The following is a 16,535-nucleotide window of genomic DNA, read 5'->3' on the forward strand; positions in this document are numbered from 1 at the left end:
CTTATTTCAATTCTAATTGTACCAATAATCCTCTTCCAATTTTCATCCCTGAAGGAATCGACTGGCTTATTACTTTTCCACTTCCCTTAACCTGTGTTTTTAAACCGGCATTCCCTAAAAGATATAAAGCATCTTTTAAGCCCATTCCGCTTACATTAGGCATCATACCTTTCACAGAACTATATTCCTGGTAAACAATTCCATTGCTGGTATCCACACTATTGAAATAGTCAGATTTCGCAGCATAAAGGGCTTTAATTCCCAGGGCATTGTAAACACTTTTCACTGCCTTACTCTGTCCTGCTTTCGCTTCAGGACTTTTTGTGTTTCCAACCAGATGGTCAGTCACATTGTTATACATCTGCGCATCACTTGCGTAAATACGATCTGCAATTTCTTTAAATACCGGCCCGGCAACTGATCCCCCGTAATAGCCATTTTTAGGTCCGTTGATAGAAACCATAATAGAGTACTTAGGCTTATCAGCCGGGAAGTAACCACAAAAAGAAGCCTGATAACTTCTCTTAGCTTTATAACCTTTATTTCCATCAGCTACCTGTGCAGTACCTGTTTTACCAGCTACCCGGTAAAACGGAGATCCCATCAGTTTACCAGTACCTTCTGTGACCACACCTTCCAGCATCGCCTGTAATTTTTTCACTGTCGTTTCAGAACAAACCCGCTCACTGATTACCCTGGCATGAAACTGTTCAATCGGGTTTCCCAACCTTCTGATTTCTTTTACAAAAATTGGTGCTATATATTTTCCATCGTTAGCGATGGCATTATAAAACGTCAAAATCTGCAGCGGAGTAATCTGCATTTCATAACCATAAGCCATCTGCGCTAAAGTCAGACCACTCCAGGATTTATAGGCAGGATTCTTAATGACAGGTTTGGTTTCCCCGGGAATTTGCAGTCCCAGCTTTTCATTCATATGGATCTTATATAAATGATCCGTAAATTCTTTAGGGTCATCTTTATAAGCGCTATAAACAAATTTGGCTACCGCCGTATTGGATGAAACCTCAAATGCCTTTTTAGCAGTGACCACTCCTACGCTCCCATGGGAATCTTTTATATTATGGTTATAAAGCCTGTAAACACCATTTCCAGTATCCACCGTAGTATTCGTATCTATTTTTTTATCTTCCAGCAAAGCCATATAAGAGGCCAGTTTAAAAGTAGATCCCGGATCCTGGCTTCCACCTATCGCGTAATTGAACATCTCTTTGTAAACACCTTCACTCTCCCTGGTAAAATTCGCAACTGCTCTGACTTCACCAGTTTCCACCTCCATCAAAATCACTGTCCCATGATCTGCATCACTTTTAATCATTTGTTTCTCTAATGCGCTCTGTGCCAGATCCTGCATATTGATATCGATCGTAGAAATGATATCAGCCCCTTCTTTAGGAGCAATTTCAGCCTCATCATTAACCGGCATCCAGACACCACCAGCAATACGTTGAACTAATCTTTTACCACTTTCCCCATTAATATAATTTCCGTAAGCCCCTTCCAGCCCTACGCCATTGGAAACGTTTTCATTTTTATACCCGATCGTCCTTTTTGCAAGGTTCTGAAAAGGCAAAATTCTTTTATTCTGCTGAATGGCCATTAAACCACCACTGTACTTTCCAATATTATATAATGGGAAAGTCCTCAATTCTTTGAGCTGCTGATAATTCACTTTACGCTTGATCAATAAATATCTGACGCTGTCTGCTCTGGCAGTACGCAGCATACGTGAATATTCCTTTGGTGTTTTATCCACAAAAAACTGTGAAAGTTTCATAGCCAGAGAATCCACCTTGGCATAAAAAACTTTATTCTCACTAATTCCGCCAGCGTACAAATCCATTCTCAGTTCATACTCTGGTACAGATGTAGCTAACAGGCTTCCATCATTAGAATAAATATTACCACGTGCAGCATCCACATTGATATACTTTGTAGAGAGACTGTCGGCCATGGCACGCCATTTATGCCCCTCTACAAATTGTACATCGCATAATCTGACCAATACTGCCACGGCAAGCAGTACAATCAGTCCGAAGGACAAATAAACACGTAATAGTATGTTAGCTCTAATGTTCATCACTATTTATGATAATTTTTTTAGGAGGCTCTGTTAGCTCCTTAATGCCTAACGTATCTACTTTTTTAGCTACTTCTGTTAACTTGCTTTTGAACATTAGATCAGCTTTCAGTGACTTATATTCCCAGCTCAGTTCTTTTACTTCTTTATTAAGTTTATCTATATCCCTTATATTTTTAACCGCCATATGGCTGTTTGCGATGTAAAGCATCGTTAACAGCGACAAAAAGATAAGAAAAGGCAACATGGCAGTAGCGGCTTCTTTAGTCACTACACCATCCACAAAAAGCTTTTTAAAGAAAAGGTTAGCATTTTCAGACTCCTTCTTTTCTTTTTTAGGCTTTTTTAAGCGAATTACCGGTTCTTCTGGTAATTCCTCTTCGTCCTCTACCTCATCTGCTCTGAACTGGTTGTTCATATCTTAGATCCTTTCTCCAATTCTCAATTTTGCACTTCTGGATCTGCTGTTTCTTTCCAGCTCGTCCTGTTCAGCAATCACTGCTTTACGCGTAATCACTTTATATGGCTTTTCTTCATTACCAAAGAAGTCTTTATCTGCTTCGCCTCTGATTTTTCCTTTAGCAATAAAATTCTTTACCGGCCTGTCTTCCAGTGAATGGTAAGACATCACCACCAATCTGCCACCCGGGCTTAACACCTCAGCAGTTTGCAGTAAAAAGTTTTCCAGTACCTCGATCTCCGCGTTCACTTCGATACGTAAAGCCTGAAATACCTGTGCCATGTATTTATTTTCTTTTCCTTTAGGGATGTGCGCTCCTGCGGCAGCTTTAAAATCAGCCAGGGTTACAATAGGCTGTCCTGCACGGGATGTTACCACCGCTCTGGCCAATGATTTCGCATTTTTAACCTCACCGTAGATCCCAAATATTTTATGCAGTTTATCTTCAGTATAAGTATTTAAAACATCAGCAGCAGTAAGCTTGCCTTGTTTATCCATACGCATATCCAAAGAAGATTCGAAACGGGTAGAAAAGCCTCTTTCAGGCTCATTAAATTGATGTGAAGAAACACCAAGATCAGCCAGAATACCATCTACCTGCTTATAACCTAATAAACGAAGATTATTTTTTAAGAAAGCGAAATTCTGATCAACAAATAAAAAGCGGGGATCATCAATCTTGTTACGTTGCGCATCAGGATCCTGATCAAAAGCGATGAGTACACCGTCTTTGCCCAGTTTAGACAAGATTTCTCTTGAATGGCCACCTCCGCCAAAAGTAACATCCACATATACGCCATCAGGTTTGATATTCAACCCGTCAATACATTCCTGCAAAAGTACTGGTACATGATAATTATTTTCCATCTTCCCCCCTGTTTTTATTTCCCATCACTTCTTCTGCCAGATTTGCAAAATCTTCCGGCTCACTGTCCAGTAAATTGTCGTACGCAGTTTTAGACCAAAGCTCTATTTTATCAAACTGACAAGACAGGATTACTTCGCCATCTATACCTGCAAATTCCAATAATGACTTCGGAAGATTGACTCTACCCGAAGCATCCAGCGTCAATTCCGTCGCACCACGGGTAAAAAACCGAATAAATTCTCTCGTTTTCTTCTCGTACTGGTTCAGTTTACTCAGCTCTTCCACTATGCCTTCCCACACTTTTTTAGGGTAAATCACTAAATGCTTTTCAAAACCTCTGTTTATCACAAGTCCCTCTTGCTCAACGTTTGGCAATTGTTTTTTCAGATTCGAAGGGACCATCATGCGGCCTTTCGTATCCAATTTACAATCAAATTCTCCAAGTAGTTGAACCATTTTAGTATCTACACTTTTTATGTAGTGTAAAAATAGATACTTCTACCACTTTTTACCACAATCTACCACAAAAAAGTTATCAACATAAATCAGGTCCCACATTCTACCACCATACATGCAAAAAGAGGCTGTATCATTGATAAAAAAAATGATCAGCCTTTTTTATGTGTTTAGTATTTTATAACTACTCCATTTTGGAGTTTTGGGATTTGTACTGGTTATTTCGACTAATAACAGCAAAAAGTGCCTTTCTTAGGCTGCTTTTTTCCTTAAGTTCTGTGCGATAGCTAATAAACCCCATTCTATCTCCACTTTCTCTTTGCCCCGGAGCATGAAGCGGCGGAATCCGTGATTCTGTTTAATATTTGCAAAGACCGGTTCAACATCGAAGCATCGCTTTTTTCGATGTCTTATTCCTTCTTCAGTATTTAACAGTTCATGAGCCTTTTGTTTTAACCTTTTCAGGTTAACATTTATCTCCATGATGCGGTTGGTTTTTGATTTATGGCAAATGCCGTTTAAAGGACATTTACTGCAGTTTTTAGCCTGGTAGTTTCTGTAGATCTGCTTGAATCCGGTAGTTGTTTTTTTAGTGGTGTCACCGATGTAATGCATCTGCTGTCCCATCGGGCAGATATAAACGTCCAGCTGATTATTGTAAAACAACTTATCTGCGGCAAAAGGGTATTTTTTGTTATAGGTATCATTTTGGCCCTTGTCAAACAGATTGTATTTCACATAAGCTTCCATTTGCTTTCCTTCAAGCAGCGTATAGTTCTCTTCTGAGCCGTATCCTGCATCTGCAGTAAGGGTTTTGGGTACTTTGCCAAAGCTACTTTCATGCTGCTCCAGATGAGTTTTTAAAGTGGTGGTATCCGTTGGATTTGGGTGGATGGTGTAATTTACAATGAACTGGTTAGAAGTCGATATCTGAATATTATATGCCGGTTTGAGCTGACCATTTAACATGTGATCCTCCTTCATTCTCATAAATGTAGCATCAGTATCGGTTTTGCTATAGCTGTTTCTTTCTCCAAGAATAACCTCCTGCTGCTCATATTTATCAATATTTACAGGAAAGTTCTGGTTAATGTACCTGAGCTTTGCTTTTACCTTTTTATCAACCTGATCATTGTCTGCCAGAACTTTATTGAGCTTTTCAACAGTAGCCTTAACACTTTCCTTATTGATCGTGGTCGCAGTGGGTGGCTCAGGCATCATATCCTCATCGGCTGCAACACTTTGTGCGTAATTCCAGATCTCGTCCAATTGCTTTTTCATCTTTTCCTTGTTGGTCTGGATTGATTTCTTCCAGACAAAAGTGTACTTATTGGCATTAGCTTCAATCTTGGTCCCATCGGTATAAACCTGGTCAATACTCAGCAGCTCTTCTTTGGCCAGCAGCTTAACAACTTCTTCAAAAACACTGCGAAGTGCATGTTTAAGGCGTACCCCACGAAAACGGTTGATCGTATTGTGGTCAGGCTTATTCATCGCGCTCAGCCACATAAAAGGAACTCTTTCCCTGCAGGCTTCAGCTAACTTACGACTGGAATAAATATTGGTGAGATATCCATAAACCAATACTTTTAAAAGCATAAGCGGGTGATAATTAGAGCCACCACGTACGTGATAGGCTTTTAGAAGTGGTTCAACATTGATTGCATTGATCACATCATTGACGATTCTTACGGTATGGTCTGTAGGGATTAGATCATCAAGATTAGGCGGGAGCGCCATGAGCTGATCCTGGTGGTAGGGTCTGAAAATAGGTTTTCTTACTGACATATTCTACTAATGTTTGCAGCTTAAATATATGAAAATCAAGTTGTTAAATCAAATATCAGCAGAAATATTTTGCCCTAAATTACTTAAGATCAGGAAGAAAGAAGTCCTTTAAAACGAAGAAGAGCCTGAATCATGATTTATGATACAGGCTCTTCAAAAAGGATCATGATCCTGTGGAAATTTTACTGGATTTAACCTTATCCGTTAATAGCCTTAACACCAGGCAGTTCTTTACCTTCCATGTATTCAAGCAATGCACCACCACCGGTAGAAACATAACTTACTTCATCTTCCAGGTTGAATTTAGCTATCGCAGCAGCAGAGTCACCACCACCAATTAAAGAAAATGCACCATTTTCTTTTGTGGCCGCTACAACAGCGTTCGCAACTGCACGCGTACCCTGCTCAAAATTAGCCATTTCAAAAACACCCATCGGACCATTCCATAATAACGTTTTTGATTTCTTAATGACTTCAGAAAAAAGCTCAACAGACTTAGGACCAATATCTAATCCCATCCAGTCTGCCGGGATATGACCTGCATCAACATTTTTCTTTTCAGCGTTATTGTCAAATTTATCAGCGATAACAGTATCCAGTGGTAAAATGATATTTACACCTTTTGCTTTCGCTTTTTCCAGCAATTGCAAACAAAGCTCCATACGATCTGCTTCCAATAAAGAAGTACCGATTTCACCACCTTGTGCTTTACTGAAAGTATAAGCCATACCACCACCAATAATCAGGTTATCTACTTTTTCAAGTAAGCTCTCGATCAAAAGGATTTTGTCTGATACTTTCGCGCCACCCATAATCGCAGTGAAAGGTTTCTCTGCATTGTGGTTGATTTTTTCTGCATTTTTCAGCTCTTCAGCCATCAGATAACCAAAGTATTTTTCTGTTGGAAAAAACTCAGCAATAATTGAAGTAGAAGCATGCGCACGGTGAGCTGTACCAAAAGCATCATTTACATATACATCACCTAACTTTGCAAGCTTAGCTGCAAAATCTTTATCTCCTTTTTCTTCTTCTTTGTAAAAACGAAGGTTTTCTAATAATAAAACCTGTCCCGGAACAAGGTTTCTTGCTGCCTCAACAGCAGAAGTACCAATACAATCATCAGCAAATTTAACTTCAAGATCAAGCATTCTTGATAAATCACCTAAAATATGTTTCAGCGAAAATTGATTTTCAGGACCTCCTTTTGGACGGCCTAAGTGTGACATTAAAATCACAGCGCCACCATCATTCAAAATTTTAGTGATCGTTGGTAATGCAGCACGCATTCTTTTGTCGTCTGTAATATTGAAATCCTTATCTAAAGGCACGTTAAAATCTACCCTTACTAAAGCTTTCTTATCCTTGAAATCACATTGGTCAATTGTTTTCATCTTGTATCTAATTTTTAGGTGTTAAAAAAAGTCATGTGCATCATCTACGATGAATCACAACTTTAACGTTATAAATTTATTTTCTGGCTATTTGGCTAAACCTATCAAAATGCGGGCCGGCTCCTGAAATTCAGCATTCCTCAGAAATGACTTCAAACCCTGATCTGCTGTAAAACCTACAGCAAGAGTCCTTGCATTACACCAAATATAAGAAGCATGAACCGATCTAAGCTCATTGATTGCAAAAAATTATTCTAATTATGATTTTCTGAGATTTTAAGTACCAGGTCTGCCAGTCTTGCGGAATAACCAGACTCATTATCATACCATCCTACTACTTTAACCAGGTCACCAACGATAGAGGTAAGTTGCGCATCAAAAATACAAGAGTGCTGATTATCCAGAATATCTACTGAAACAATCGGATCTTCCGTATACTCCAGTACAGTTTTCATTTCATTTTCAGCAGCAGATTTAAAAGCCGCATTTATTTCTTCTATAGTCGCTTTCTCTTTAAGAATACAGGTAAAATCAGTCAATGAACCATTTAATACCGGAACACGGATACCTGCTCCTCCCAGTTTACCTTCCAGGTGAGGAAAAATATTAGTGATTGCTTTTGCAGCACCTGTACTGGTAGGTATAATCGAAGCAGATGCAGCTCTTGCTCTTCTTAAATCTTTATGCGGCGCATCATGCAGGTTTTGGTCACCAGTCATAGAATGGATTGTGGTAATATAACCGTCAAGAATTCCCCATTTATCATCGAGGATCTTTACCATTGGCGCTACATTATTTGTGGTACAGGAAGCATTGGAAATGATTTCTGCAGTTAAGTCCAGGACGGAATCATTCACTCCGAGTACGAACATAGGAATGTCTTTGTCTGCCGGGGCAGAGATCAGTACCTGTTTTGCACCCGCCAGTAAATGTTTGCCTGCTCCTGTTCTGGTTGTAAATTTACCAGTAGATTCGAGTACAATGTCTATATCCAAAGCTTTCCAGGGTAGATTTTCCGGATGGGCTTCGCGGTAAACGTAAATTCGTTTTCCGTTAATAATCAGTGCTTCCTGGTCAAAAGTCACCTTTCCTTTAAAACCACGGTGCACAGTATCATATTTAAACAAGTGCGCTAAAGTTGCCGGATCACCAAGATCGTTTATAGCGACCACATTGATATTTTTTTCCAGAGCAGTACGCAAAAATATACGCCCTATCCTGCCAAAACCATTAATTGCTAATTTCATTTCATTTTCAATTGACGGCACAAAACTAGCTATATTCTTTGGGCTTAACTTATGATATTTTATTGTTTTACATCCAGTTTATAGAGTGCCTGAATGATAAGGGTTTAAAATCGCGGGCATGACAGAGATAGTAACCACTGGCCCTGTTAAAACAACTGATGTCTTCGTAAATTAATACTATAAAACAGCCAATTATGGAACATTAAATCCAATAAAAAAATGGTTTATAACAAGAAAAGCCTGTAGTTTCCTACAGGCTTTCTTTAAGATTTGGCACCGACCTACTCTCCCACGTGTTACCGCAGTACCATCGGCTCTGGTGGGCTTAACTTCTCTGTTCGGAATGGGAAGAGGTGGACACCACCGATATAGACACCTAAATATTTTCGAACAATCTTTGCTTACGCAAGTCAATGTTTTTATGTCTTATTGATGGCTCAAAGATAGCTAAAAATATCACATTAACGCTATAAATAACAAATTATCCAATCTTAGCTTAACAATTATTTTTTGTATATTTAATATAAAGAATTTCTAACCAAATATACTTCTTGTTGCTAAGCTTAGCTTTCCCCAGCTCTCATTGGGGTATATCTGTCTTATATTTTTCAAAAGGTATATTTTCTGGAAATTATAACCGGTATGATAATGATCCAAAAACGCTCCAGGAAAATTAACTATGCTCAGTTATTGCTTACCGGAGGCGTAATGTTATACCTGCTGTTTGTAATAGCTCCTCCTGTCTATGCACAGAAATTTGAGTTCAGCGGAAAGCGGAGAAAACAGTCCATTCCTTTTACCCTGGTCAAAAATCTGATTATAGTTCCGCTGTACATCAACGGCAAGGGACCATATAATTTTCTCTTAGACACAGGCGTGGCGCAAATGATTATTACGGATACTACTTTTCTGGAGAATCTGGATCTCCAAAGAGCTCAGACCGTAAAGGTTCAGGGATATGGATTCGGTGACAATATTGAAGCTGTTTTAACCAGAAATATCACTGCCAAAATAGGCAAAGCTACGATTAAAAATATCCCTACTGCGATCTTTAAAAAAGACATTTTCGATCTGTCCAGTTATCTTGGTATTAAAATTTACGGTATTTTGGGCTACTATTTTTTCAATAGTTTTACAGTAAAAATCAATTATTATACGAATAAGCTTACGTTTTATAATCCTGACACTAAACTTGAGCATAAAGGGACAAGTATTCCGATACAAATTACAGGTGGAAAACCCTATTTAACCACACAAATACAAACCAGTGAACTAGGCACTATGGATGTTGATCTGCTAATTGATAATGGCTCCAGCCATCCGCTAATGATGGAATCTCTGCAGAATAAACCTTTCCCATTGCCTGTAAAAACAATCCCCGCCAATCTGGGTGTTGGAATTAACGGTATCATTAATGGCTCAATGGGTAGAATTTATGCAATTAAACTTGGAACTTATACTTTGAACGAAGTGCTGACAGGTTTTCCTGAATATAATACTGAACGTTCTACAATGGAAGGAAGGACCAGGAATGGTAGCCTGGGCTCTGACATACTCCGGCATTTTTTGGTTACGTTTGATTATACAGGCGGATTCTTATACCTGAAGAAGAACAATAATGATGTTCCAAAATTTGAGCATGACATGTCTGGTCTTGAAATTTACGTGATACAAGGAATAAAAGATCGTTACTATATTGGCAGAATTGAAATTGGTTCTCCTGCAGAAGAAGCTGGATTAAAAGAAAATGATGAGATCACTGCTATAAACTTTGCCAGTGTGATACACTATAAACTGAATGATCTTACAGAAATGCTAAAAGATCACAATGGGAAACAATTATTGATTGAAATCTACAGAGGTGATGACAAGCATGTTGTGCTGCTCAAATTAAAAAAACGTATTTAGAGCAAATAAAAAAGATTTATATATTCTTTTCAGACCCGGCGCTAAAAGCCATGATTAATATATAAAAAGGCTTATAACAAGAAAAGCCTGTAGTTTCCTACAGGCTTTCTTTAAGATTTGGCACCGACCTACTCTCCCACGTGTTACCGCAGTACCATCGGCTCTGGTGGGCTTAACTTCTCTGTTCGGAATGGGAAGAGGTGGACACCACCGATATAGGCACCTAAATGTCTTTATCCAGCTTTTGTTATTTTCAGCTATTAATTTATATAGCTTTTGTTATTATCGCTCGATTGATATTATAATTGTTTTCCGTTCCCGGGCTTAAAGGATCCGCATCACTGCTTTTCCTGTTTTAACTCCGGTCCATCAAACGATGACATATTATTGAAAGAAGTTAGTTATGAAGAACAAACAACAGTTTATTGCTCTTGAAAGCTTCGGATGATTAGTATTACTCGACTATGCTGTCACCAGCTTTACATCTGTAACCTATCAACGTAGTAGTCTGCTACGGTCCTATATGGAATTCTCATCTCGTGGCTAGTTTCGCACTTAGATGCTTTCAGCGCTTATCTATTCCCAACGTAGCTACTCTGCAATGCCCCTGGCGGAACAACAGATTCACTAGAGGTTAGTCCAACCCGGTCCTCTCGTACTAAGGTCAGCCCCACTCAAAATTCCTACGCCCACAACAGATAGGGACCGAACTGTCTCGCGACGTTCTGAACCCAGCTCGCGTGCCACTTTAATCGGCGAACAGCCGAACCCTTGGGACCTTCTCCAGCCCCAGGATGTGACGAGCCGACATCGAGGTGCCAAACCTCCCCGTCGATATGAGCTCTTGGGGGAGATCAGCCTGTTATCCCCAGCGTACCTTTTATCCTTTGAGCGATGGCCCTTCCATGCAGAACCACCGGATCACTATATCCGTCTTTCGACCCTGCTCGGCTTGTCTGCCTCACAGTCAAGCAAGCTTATGCTATTGCACTCCTCATACGGTTACCAAGCGTATTGAGCTTACCTTTGAAAGCCTCCGTTACCTTTTTGGAGGCGACCACCCCAGTCAAACTACCCATCAAACAATGTCCCCTCATTCAAGGGTTAGACACCGAATACAAAAAGGGTGGTATTTCAACGTTGACTCCACAACACCTGGCGATGCCGCTTCATAGTCTCCCACCTATCCTACACATCCTGTATCCAATGTCAATGTTAAATTGTAGTGAAGGTGCATGGGGTCTTTCCGTCCCGTTGCGGGTACCCGGCGTCTTCACCGGGACCACAATTTCACCGAGCTCATGGCTGAGACAGCGCCCAGATCGTTACACCATTCGTGCAGGTCGGAACTTACCCGACAAGGAATTTCGCTACCTTAGGACCGTTATAGTTACGGCCGCCGTTTACTGGGGCTTCGATTCAATGCTTCTCCTTTAACAGATGACATCCCCTCTTAACCTTCCAGCACCGGGCAGGTGTCAGGCCTTATACTTCATCTTTCGATTTTGCAAAGCCATGTGTTTTTGTTAAACAGTCGCCTGGGCCTTTTCACTGCGGCTGACATTGCTGTCAGCGCCCCTTCTCCCGAAGTTACAGGGCCATTTTGCCGAGTTCCTTAGCCATGATTCACTCGAGCACCTTAGAATTCTCTTCCCGGATACCTGTGTCGGTTTGCGGTACGGGTTTTTATAACCTGAAGCTTAGCGGTTTTTCTTGGAAGTCTGATTACCTGCGCTATCCACTTACCCGAAGGCTTGCGGTACTATCGACCTTCAGCAAGAGTGGCGGATTTGCCTACCTCTCCTATACCTACAGTCTTTAACGATCTATTCCGTCAGATCGCGGCAGTGTCACTACTCCGTCCCCACATCGCAGTTATAAAAAGTACTGGAATATTAACCAGTTGTCCATCGAATTTCCCCTTCGGGTTCTCCTTAGGCCCCGACTAACCCTGATCCGATTAGCGTTGATCAGGAAACCTTATCCTTTCGGTGGGCAGGTTTCTCGCCTGCCTTATCGTTACTTATGCCTACATTTGCTTTTCCAGAAGCTCCACCCTGGCTTACGCCAAAACTTCGCTGCCGCTGGAATGCTCCCCTACCGTAATATTAATATTACCCATAGCTTCGGTGTACTACTTTATGCCCGTTTATTATCCATGCACGATCGCTCGACTAGTGAGCTGTTACGCACTCTTTAAATGAATGGCTGCTTCCAAGCCAACATCCTAGCTGTCTAGGCAATCGCACCTCGTTAGTTCAACTTAGTAGTAACTTGGGGACCTTAGCTGATGGTCTGGGTTCTTTCCCTCTCGGCCCGTGACCTTAGCACCCCGGGCCTCACTGCAGTGTATATTTATTAGCATTCGGAGTTTGTCTGGATTTGGTAGGATTTGACTCCCCCGCACCCAATCAGTAGCTCTACCTCTAATAAACTTAACCACCACGCTGTTCCTAAAAACATTTCGGGGAGTACGAGCTATTTCCCAGTTTGATTAGCCTTTCACCCCTACCCACAGATCATCCGGAAACTTTTCAACGTTTATCGGTTCGGTCCTCCAGTACGTGTTACCGCACCTTCAACCTGTCCATGGGTAGATCACAAGGTTTCGCGTCTACCTCCCCTGACTATACGCCCTGTTCAGACTCGCTTTCGCTTCGGCTGCGTGTCTTAAACACTTAACCTTGCCAGAGAAGAGTAACTCGTAGGCTCATTATGCAAAAGGCACGCCGTCACGCCACCTGGACGCTCCGACCGCTTGTAAGTACACAGTTTCAGGTTCTATTTCACTCCCCTGTTCGGGGTTCTTTTCACCTTTCCCTCACGGTACTGGTTCACTATCGGTCTCTCAGGAGTATTTAGCCTTACCGGATGGTGCCGGCAGATTCCCACAAGGCGTCTCCGACCTCGCGGTACTCAGGATACTACTAGACTAATGTTACTTACGTGTACGCGGCTCTCACGCTATTTTGCCAGGCTTCCCATCCTGTTCCACTTCATTTCATTAATGCCATATTGTAGTCCTACAACCCCAGCTATGCCGTAACATAACTGGTTTGGGCTCTTTCCCGTTCGCTCGCCACTACTTAGGAAATCATTATTATTTTCTCTTCCTCTGCTTACTTAGATGTTTCAGTTCGGCAGGTTTGCGCATCGTAATGCGACTAGTCTTCAACTAGCCAGGTTTCCCCATTCGGAAATCTCCGGATTAATTCATATTTGCTAATCCCCGGAGCTTATCGCAGCTTATCACGTCCTTCATCGCCTCTGAGAGCCAAGGCATCCCCTGTGTACTCTTTCTTACTTTCTTCTCTCCATAGCCTTTTGCGCCTATGGAAATGCTTTTTTTAATCTGTTATTAACCCTTACGGATTCAGTTCGTGTATAAATACACTTGTGTTTCCTTCAAGCTAACAACGTCTCTATTGTTGTTTGCTCTTCTTTATTAACTTCTTCCAATATGTCAAAGAACTTTATTGTCCCGGGTACTATAGTATTGCTACCATCTTACCCTATTTCCTGTAGCTTTTATCTTAACTACGGGACAATCGTGGAGAATAACGGAGTCGAACCGTTGACCTCCTGCGTGCAAGGCAGGCGCTCTAGCCAGCTGAGCTAATCCCCCTTAGAATATATAATGTAGTCCCGAGCAGATTTGAACTGCTGACCCCTACATTATCAGTGTAGTGCTCTAACCAACTGAGCTACGGGACTATTTAACTGGGTCAGGGTTGTTGTTGAGGTGTCTCAGCACAATTCCTTTTCCTCGGTCAATTCCTTCTTTCAGTAGGTGAACAACACTAATGTTGATGTTTCATCCTATGGGTTTTTCTTTTGAGATTTTATTGTCATTTACTTATATACTATTACTGTTTGTATGGGTATAGTATATCATTTACGCAGCGAGTTATCTATCTTACTCCAGAAAGGAGGTATTCCAGCCGCACCTTCCGGTACGGCTACCTTGTTACGACTTAGCCCCAGTTATCGGTTTTACCCTAGGACGCTCCTTGCGGTTACATACTTTAGGTACCCCCAACTTCCATGGCTTGACGGGCGGTGTGTACAAGGCCCGGGAACGTATTCACCGTATCATTGCTGATATACGATTACTAGCGAATCCAACTTCAAGAGGTCGAGTTGCAGACCTCTATCCGAACTGTGAATGGCTTTTGGAGATTTGCTTGCTGTTACCAGCTTGCTGCCCTCTGTACCATCCATTGTAGCACGTGTGTAGCCCCGGACGTAAGGGCCATGATGACTTGACGTCGTCCCCTCCTTCCTCTCTGTTTGCACAGGCAGTCTGTTTAGAGTCCCCACCATTACGTGCTGGCAACTAAACATAGGGGTTGCGCTCGTTGCGGGACTTAACCCAACACCTCACGGCACGAGCTGACGACAGCCATGCAGCACCTAGTTTCGTGTCCTTGCGGACTCATCTATCTCTAAATGATTCACTAACTTTCAAGCCCGGGTAAGGTTCCTCGCGTATCATCGAATTAAACCACATGCTCCTCCGCTTGTGCGGGCCCCCGTCAATTCCTTTGAGTTTCAATCTTGCGACCGTACTCCCCAGGTGGAATACTTAACGCTTTCGCTTAGCCGCTAACTGTGTATCGCTAACAGCGAGTATTCATCGTTTAGGGCGTGGACTACCAGGGTATCTAATCCTGTTTGATCCCCACGCTTTCGTGCCTCAGCGTCAATTTAACCATAGTAAGCTGCCTTCGCAATCGGTGTTCTGTGACATATCTATGCATTTCACCGCTACTTGTCACATTCCGCCTACCTCTAGTTCATTCAAGCTCTTCAGTATCAAGGGCACTGCGATGGTTGAGCCACCGTCTTTCACCCCTGACTTAAAAAGCCGCCTACGCACCCTTTAAACCCAATAAATCCGGATAACGCTTGGATCCTCCGTATTACCGCGGCTGCTGGCACGGAGTTAGCCGATCCTTATTCCTTCGGTACATTCAGCTATCTACACGTAGATAGGTTTATTCCCGAATAAAAGCAGTTTACGACCCAGAGGGCTGTCTTCCTGCACGCGGCATGGCTGGTTCAGAGTTGCCTCCATTGACCAATATTCCTTACTGCTGCCTCCCGTAGGAGTCTGGTCCGTGTCTCAGTACCAGTGTGGGGGGTCATCCTCTCAGATCCCCTAGACATCGTGGTCTTGGTGGGCCGTTACCCCGCCAACTAACTAATGTCACGCATGCCCATCTTAATCCTATAAATATTTGATCATTGCACAATGCTGTGCTGTGATTTTATGCGGTGTTAATCCGAATTTCTTCGGGCTATCCCCCTGATTAAGGTAGGTTGCATACGCGTTACGCACCCGTGCGCCACTTTCCTCTCTAGCAAGCTAAAGAGTATCGTTCGACTTGCATGTATTAGGCCTGCCGCTAGCGTTCATCCTGAGCCAGGATCAAACTCTCCATTGTAAAATGTTATGTTTGAACACTGACCATTCTTAACTTGTATTAATAATAGTCTTATTCTTATTTGTCTGTCAGAATAGACTTAAAAAACTCGCGCGGTTCATGTACTTTGAACTTGTACTAGCTTACCTCGCTACGTTTGTAAATGACATCTCTTTAATGAACTTCTCGACAGTACCTCACGGCCAGTCTTTATATGTTGCAATGTTATTCCTTCTATTTCTCAGGTCTTCATGTTCCTGATTCATTTCCGGTATTTCATCGTTTCAGTCTTGTTATTGTGATCTGCTAACATCCGTTAGTGATCTTCCCGTTTTTGTTGGGACTGCAAAGGTAGAAATCTTTTTCGTTTTGTCAAGCTTTTTATTTTTTATTTTCAGAAAGTTTTAATTCCTTCCCAGGAGCTTAACAACAACCTCTACTTCACATCCTTTCAATCTTCAGCACTACATCTTTTTCACTCTTTCCCTTCCTCCGAAGCGGGATGCAAAAGTAGGAAAATTATACCGCCCACCAAACAATAACGCACTTATAATTGTATACAATCCCTAACTGCATGATTCTCAACACGAAATACTTCAAACTAAATCCCCCCGCAGCAGCAACCAGCCTGGATTGATTTTAAAAACCGCCAGAAACCTTTACAGCCTATAGCTAATTGGTGCTTTAAACGGTTCAAAAGGAATTCCAAAACCGACAGGCTGCACAGCAATTCCAGCCTCCAAACCTCATGATCAGACGATATAAAGTACAGAAAAACTCAAAACATGGCCTCGTCGTATAAAACAGGTATTTAAAAGGGGTTAAATAGTGCCTTGAAATGACCTTGGAATGAGGTTGGGATGAGGTTGGAATGACCTTGCAATGACCAC

General features: G+C 41.7%; 8 protein-coding genes, 2 tRNA genes and 4 rRNA genes. 1 reads left to right on the forward strand and 13 read right to left on the reverse strand.

The window, feature by feature from the left end:
• Position 1: 1 nt before the first annotated feature.
• The 8 genes from AB3G38_RS12410 to rrf (AB3G38_RS12445) form a co-directional block, all read right to left on the reverse strand.
• Positions 2 to 2,101, reverse strand: a complete 2,100-nt coding sequence (locus AB3G38_RS12410) for a penicillin-binding protein (protein WP_367864236.1) — start codon at positions 2,099 to 2,101, stop codon at positions 2 to 4.
• Positions 2,091 to 2,519, reverse strand: a complete 429-nt coding sequence (locus AB3G38_RS12415) for an FtsL-like putative cell division protein (protein WP_068395002.1) — start codon at positions 2,517 to 2,519, stop codon at positions 2,091 to 2,093. Before AB3G38_RS12415 ends, AB3G38_RS12410 begins: the two co-directional genes overlap by 11 nt.
• Positions 2,520 to 2,522: 3 nt before the next feature.
• Positions 2,523 to 3,428 carry a 16S rRNA (cytosine(1402)-N(4))-methyltransferase RsmH gene (gene rsmH, locus AB3G38_RS12420; protein WP_367864237.1) on the reverse strand — a complete coding sequence of 302 codons (906 nt, stop codon included), beginning with the start codon at positions 3,426 to 3,428 and terminating at the stop codon, positions 2,523 to 2,525.
• On the reverse strand, positions 3,418 to 3,885 hold the full coding sequence (gene mraZ, locus AB3G38_RS12425; protein WP_041883311.1) for a division/cell wall cluster transcriptional repressor MraZ: 468 nt from the start codon (positions 3,883 to 3,885) through the stop codon (positions 3,418 to 3,420). Before mraZ ends, rsmH begins: the two co-directional genes overlap by 11 nt.
• Positions 3,886 to 4,137: 252 nt before the next feature.
• Positions 4,138 to 5,673 carry an IS1182 family transposase gene (locus AB3G38_RS12430; protein ID WP_367864238.1) on the reverse strand — a complete coding sequence of 512 codons (1,536 nt, stop codon included), beginning with the start codon at positions 5,671 to 5,673 and terminating at the stop codon, positions 4,138 to 4,140.
• Between the two features lie 197 nt (positions 5,674 to 5,870).
• The gene (gene pgk, locus AB3G38_RS12435) at positions 5,871 to 7,064 is read right to left on the reverse strand and encodes a phosphoglycerate kinase (protein ID WP_367864239.1); all 1,194 of its coding nucleotides are present in this window, start codon (positions 7,062 to 7,064) and stop codon (positions 5,871 to 5,873) included.
• Positions 7,065 to 7,318: 254 nt separating this feature from the next.
• Entirely contained in the window at positions 7,319 to 8,311 is a 993-nt protein-coding gene (gap, locus tag AB3G38_RS12440; protein WP_367864240.1) for a type I glyceraldehyde-3-phosphate dehydrogenase, read from the reverse strand.
• A 268-nt stretch (positions 8,312 to 8,579) separates the two neighbouring features.
• Positions 8,580 to 8,691 (reverse strand): 5S ribosomal RNA (rrf, locus tag AB3G38_RS12445).
• A 268-nt stretch (positions 8,692 to 8,959) separates the two neighbouring features.
• Here rrf (AB3G38_RS12445) and AB3G38_RS12450 point away from each other — a divergent pair.
• Positions 8,960 to 10,219, forward strand: coding sequence for an aspartyl protease family protein (locus AB3G38_RS12450; protein ID WP_367864241.1), 1,260 nt, complete (start codon positions 8,960 to 8,962; stop codon positions 10,217 to 10,219).
• 115 nt (positions 10,220 to 10,334) lie between these two features.
• Here the strand turns inward: AB3G38_RS12450 and rrf (AB3G38_RS12455) are convergent.
• The 5 genes from rrf (AB3G38_RS12455) to AB3G38_RS12475 form a co-directional block, all read right to left on the reverse strand.
• Positions 10,335 to 10,446, reverse strand: a 5S ribosomal RNA gene (gene rrf / locus AB3G38_RS12455).
• 202 nt (positions 10,447 to 10,648) lie between these two features.
• Positions 10,649 to 13,529, reverse strand: a 23S ribosomal RNA gene (locus AB3G38_RS12460).
• A gap of 241 nt (positions 13,530 to 13,770) precedes the next feature.
• Positions 13,771 to 13,844: transfer RNA gene (locus AB3G38_RS12465), tRNA-Ala, on the reverse strand.
• A 15-nt stretch (positions 13,845 to 13,859) separates the two neighbouring features.
• Positions 13,860 to 13,933 (reverse strand) — tRNA-Ile (locus tag AB3G38_RS12470).
• A gap of 211 nt (positions 13,934 to 14,144) precedes the next feature.
• Positions 14,145 to 15,666 (reverse strand): 16S ribosomal RNA (locus AB3G38_RS12475).
• Together the 16S, 23S and 5S rRNA genes with 2 tRNA genes alongside form the textbook arrangement of a ribosomal RNA operon.
• Between the last annotated feature and the right edge of the window lie 869 nt (positions 15,667 to 16,535).

The organism is Pedobacter sp. WC2423 (assembly GCF_040822065.1).
Classification (GTDB): Bacteria; Bacteroidota; Bacteroidia; order Sphingobacteriales; family Sphingobacteriaceae; genus Pedobacter.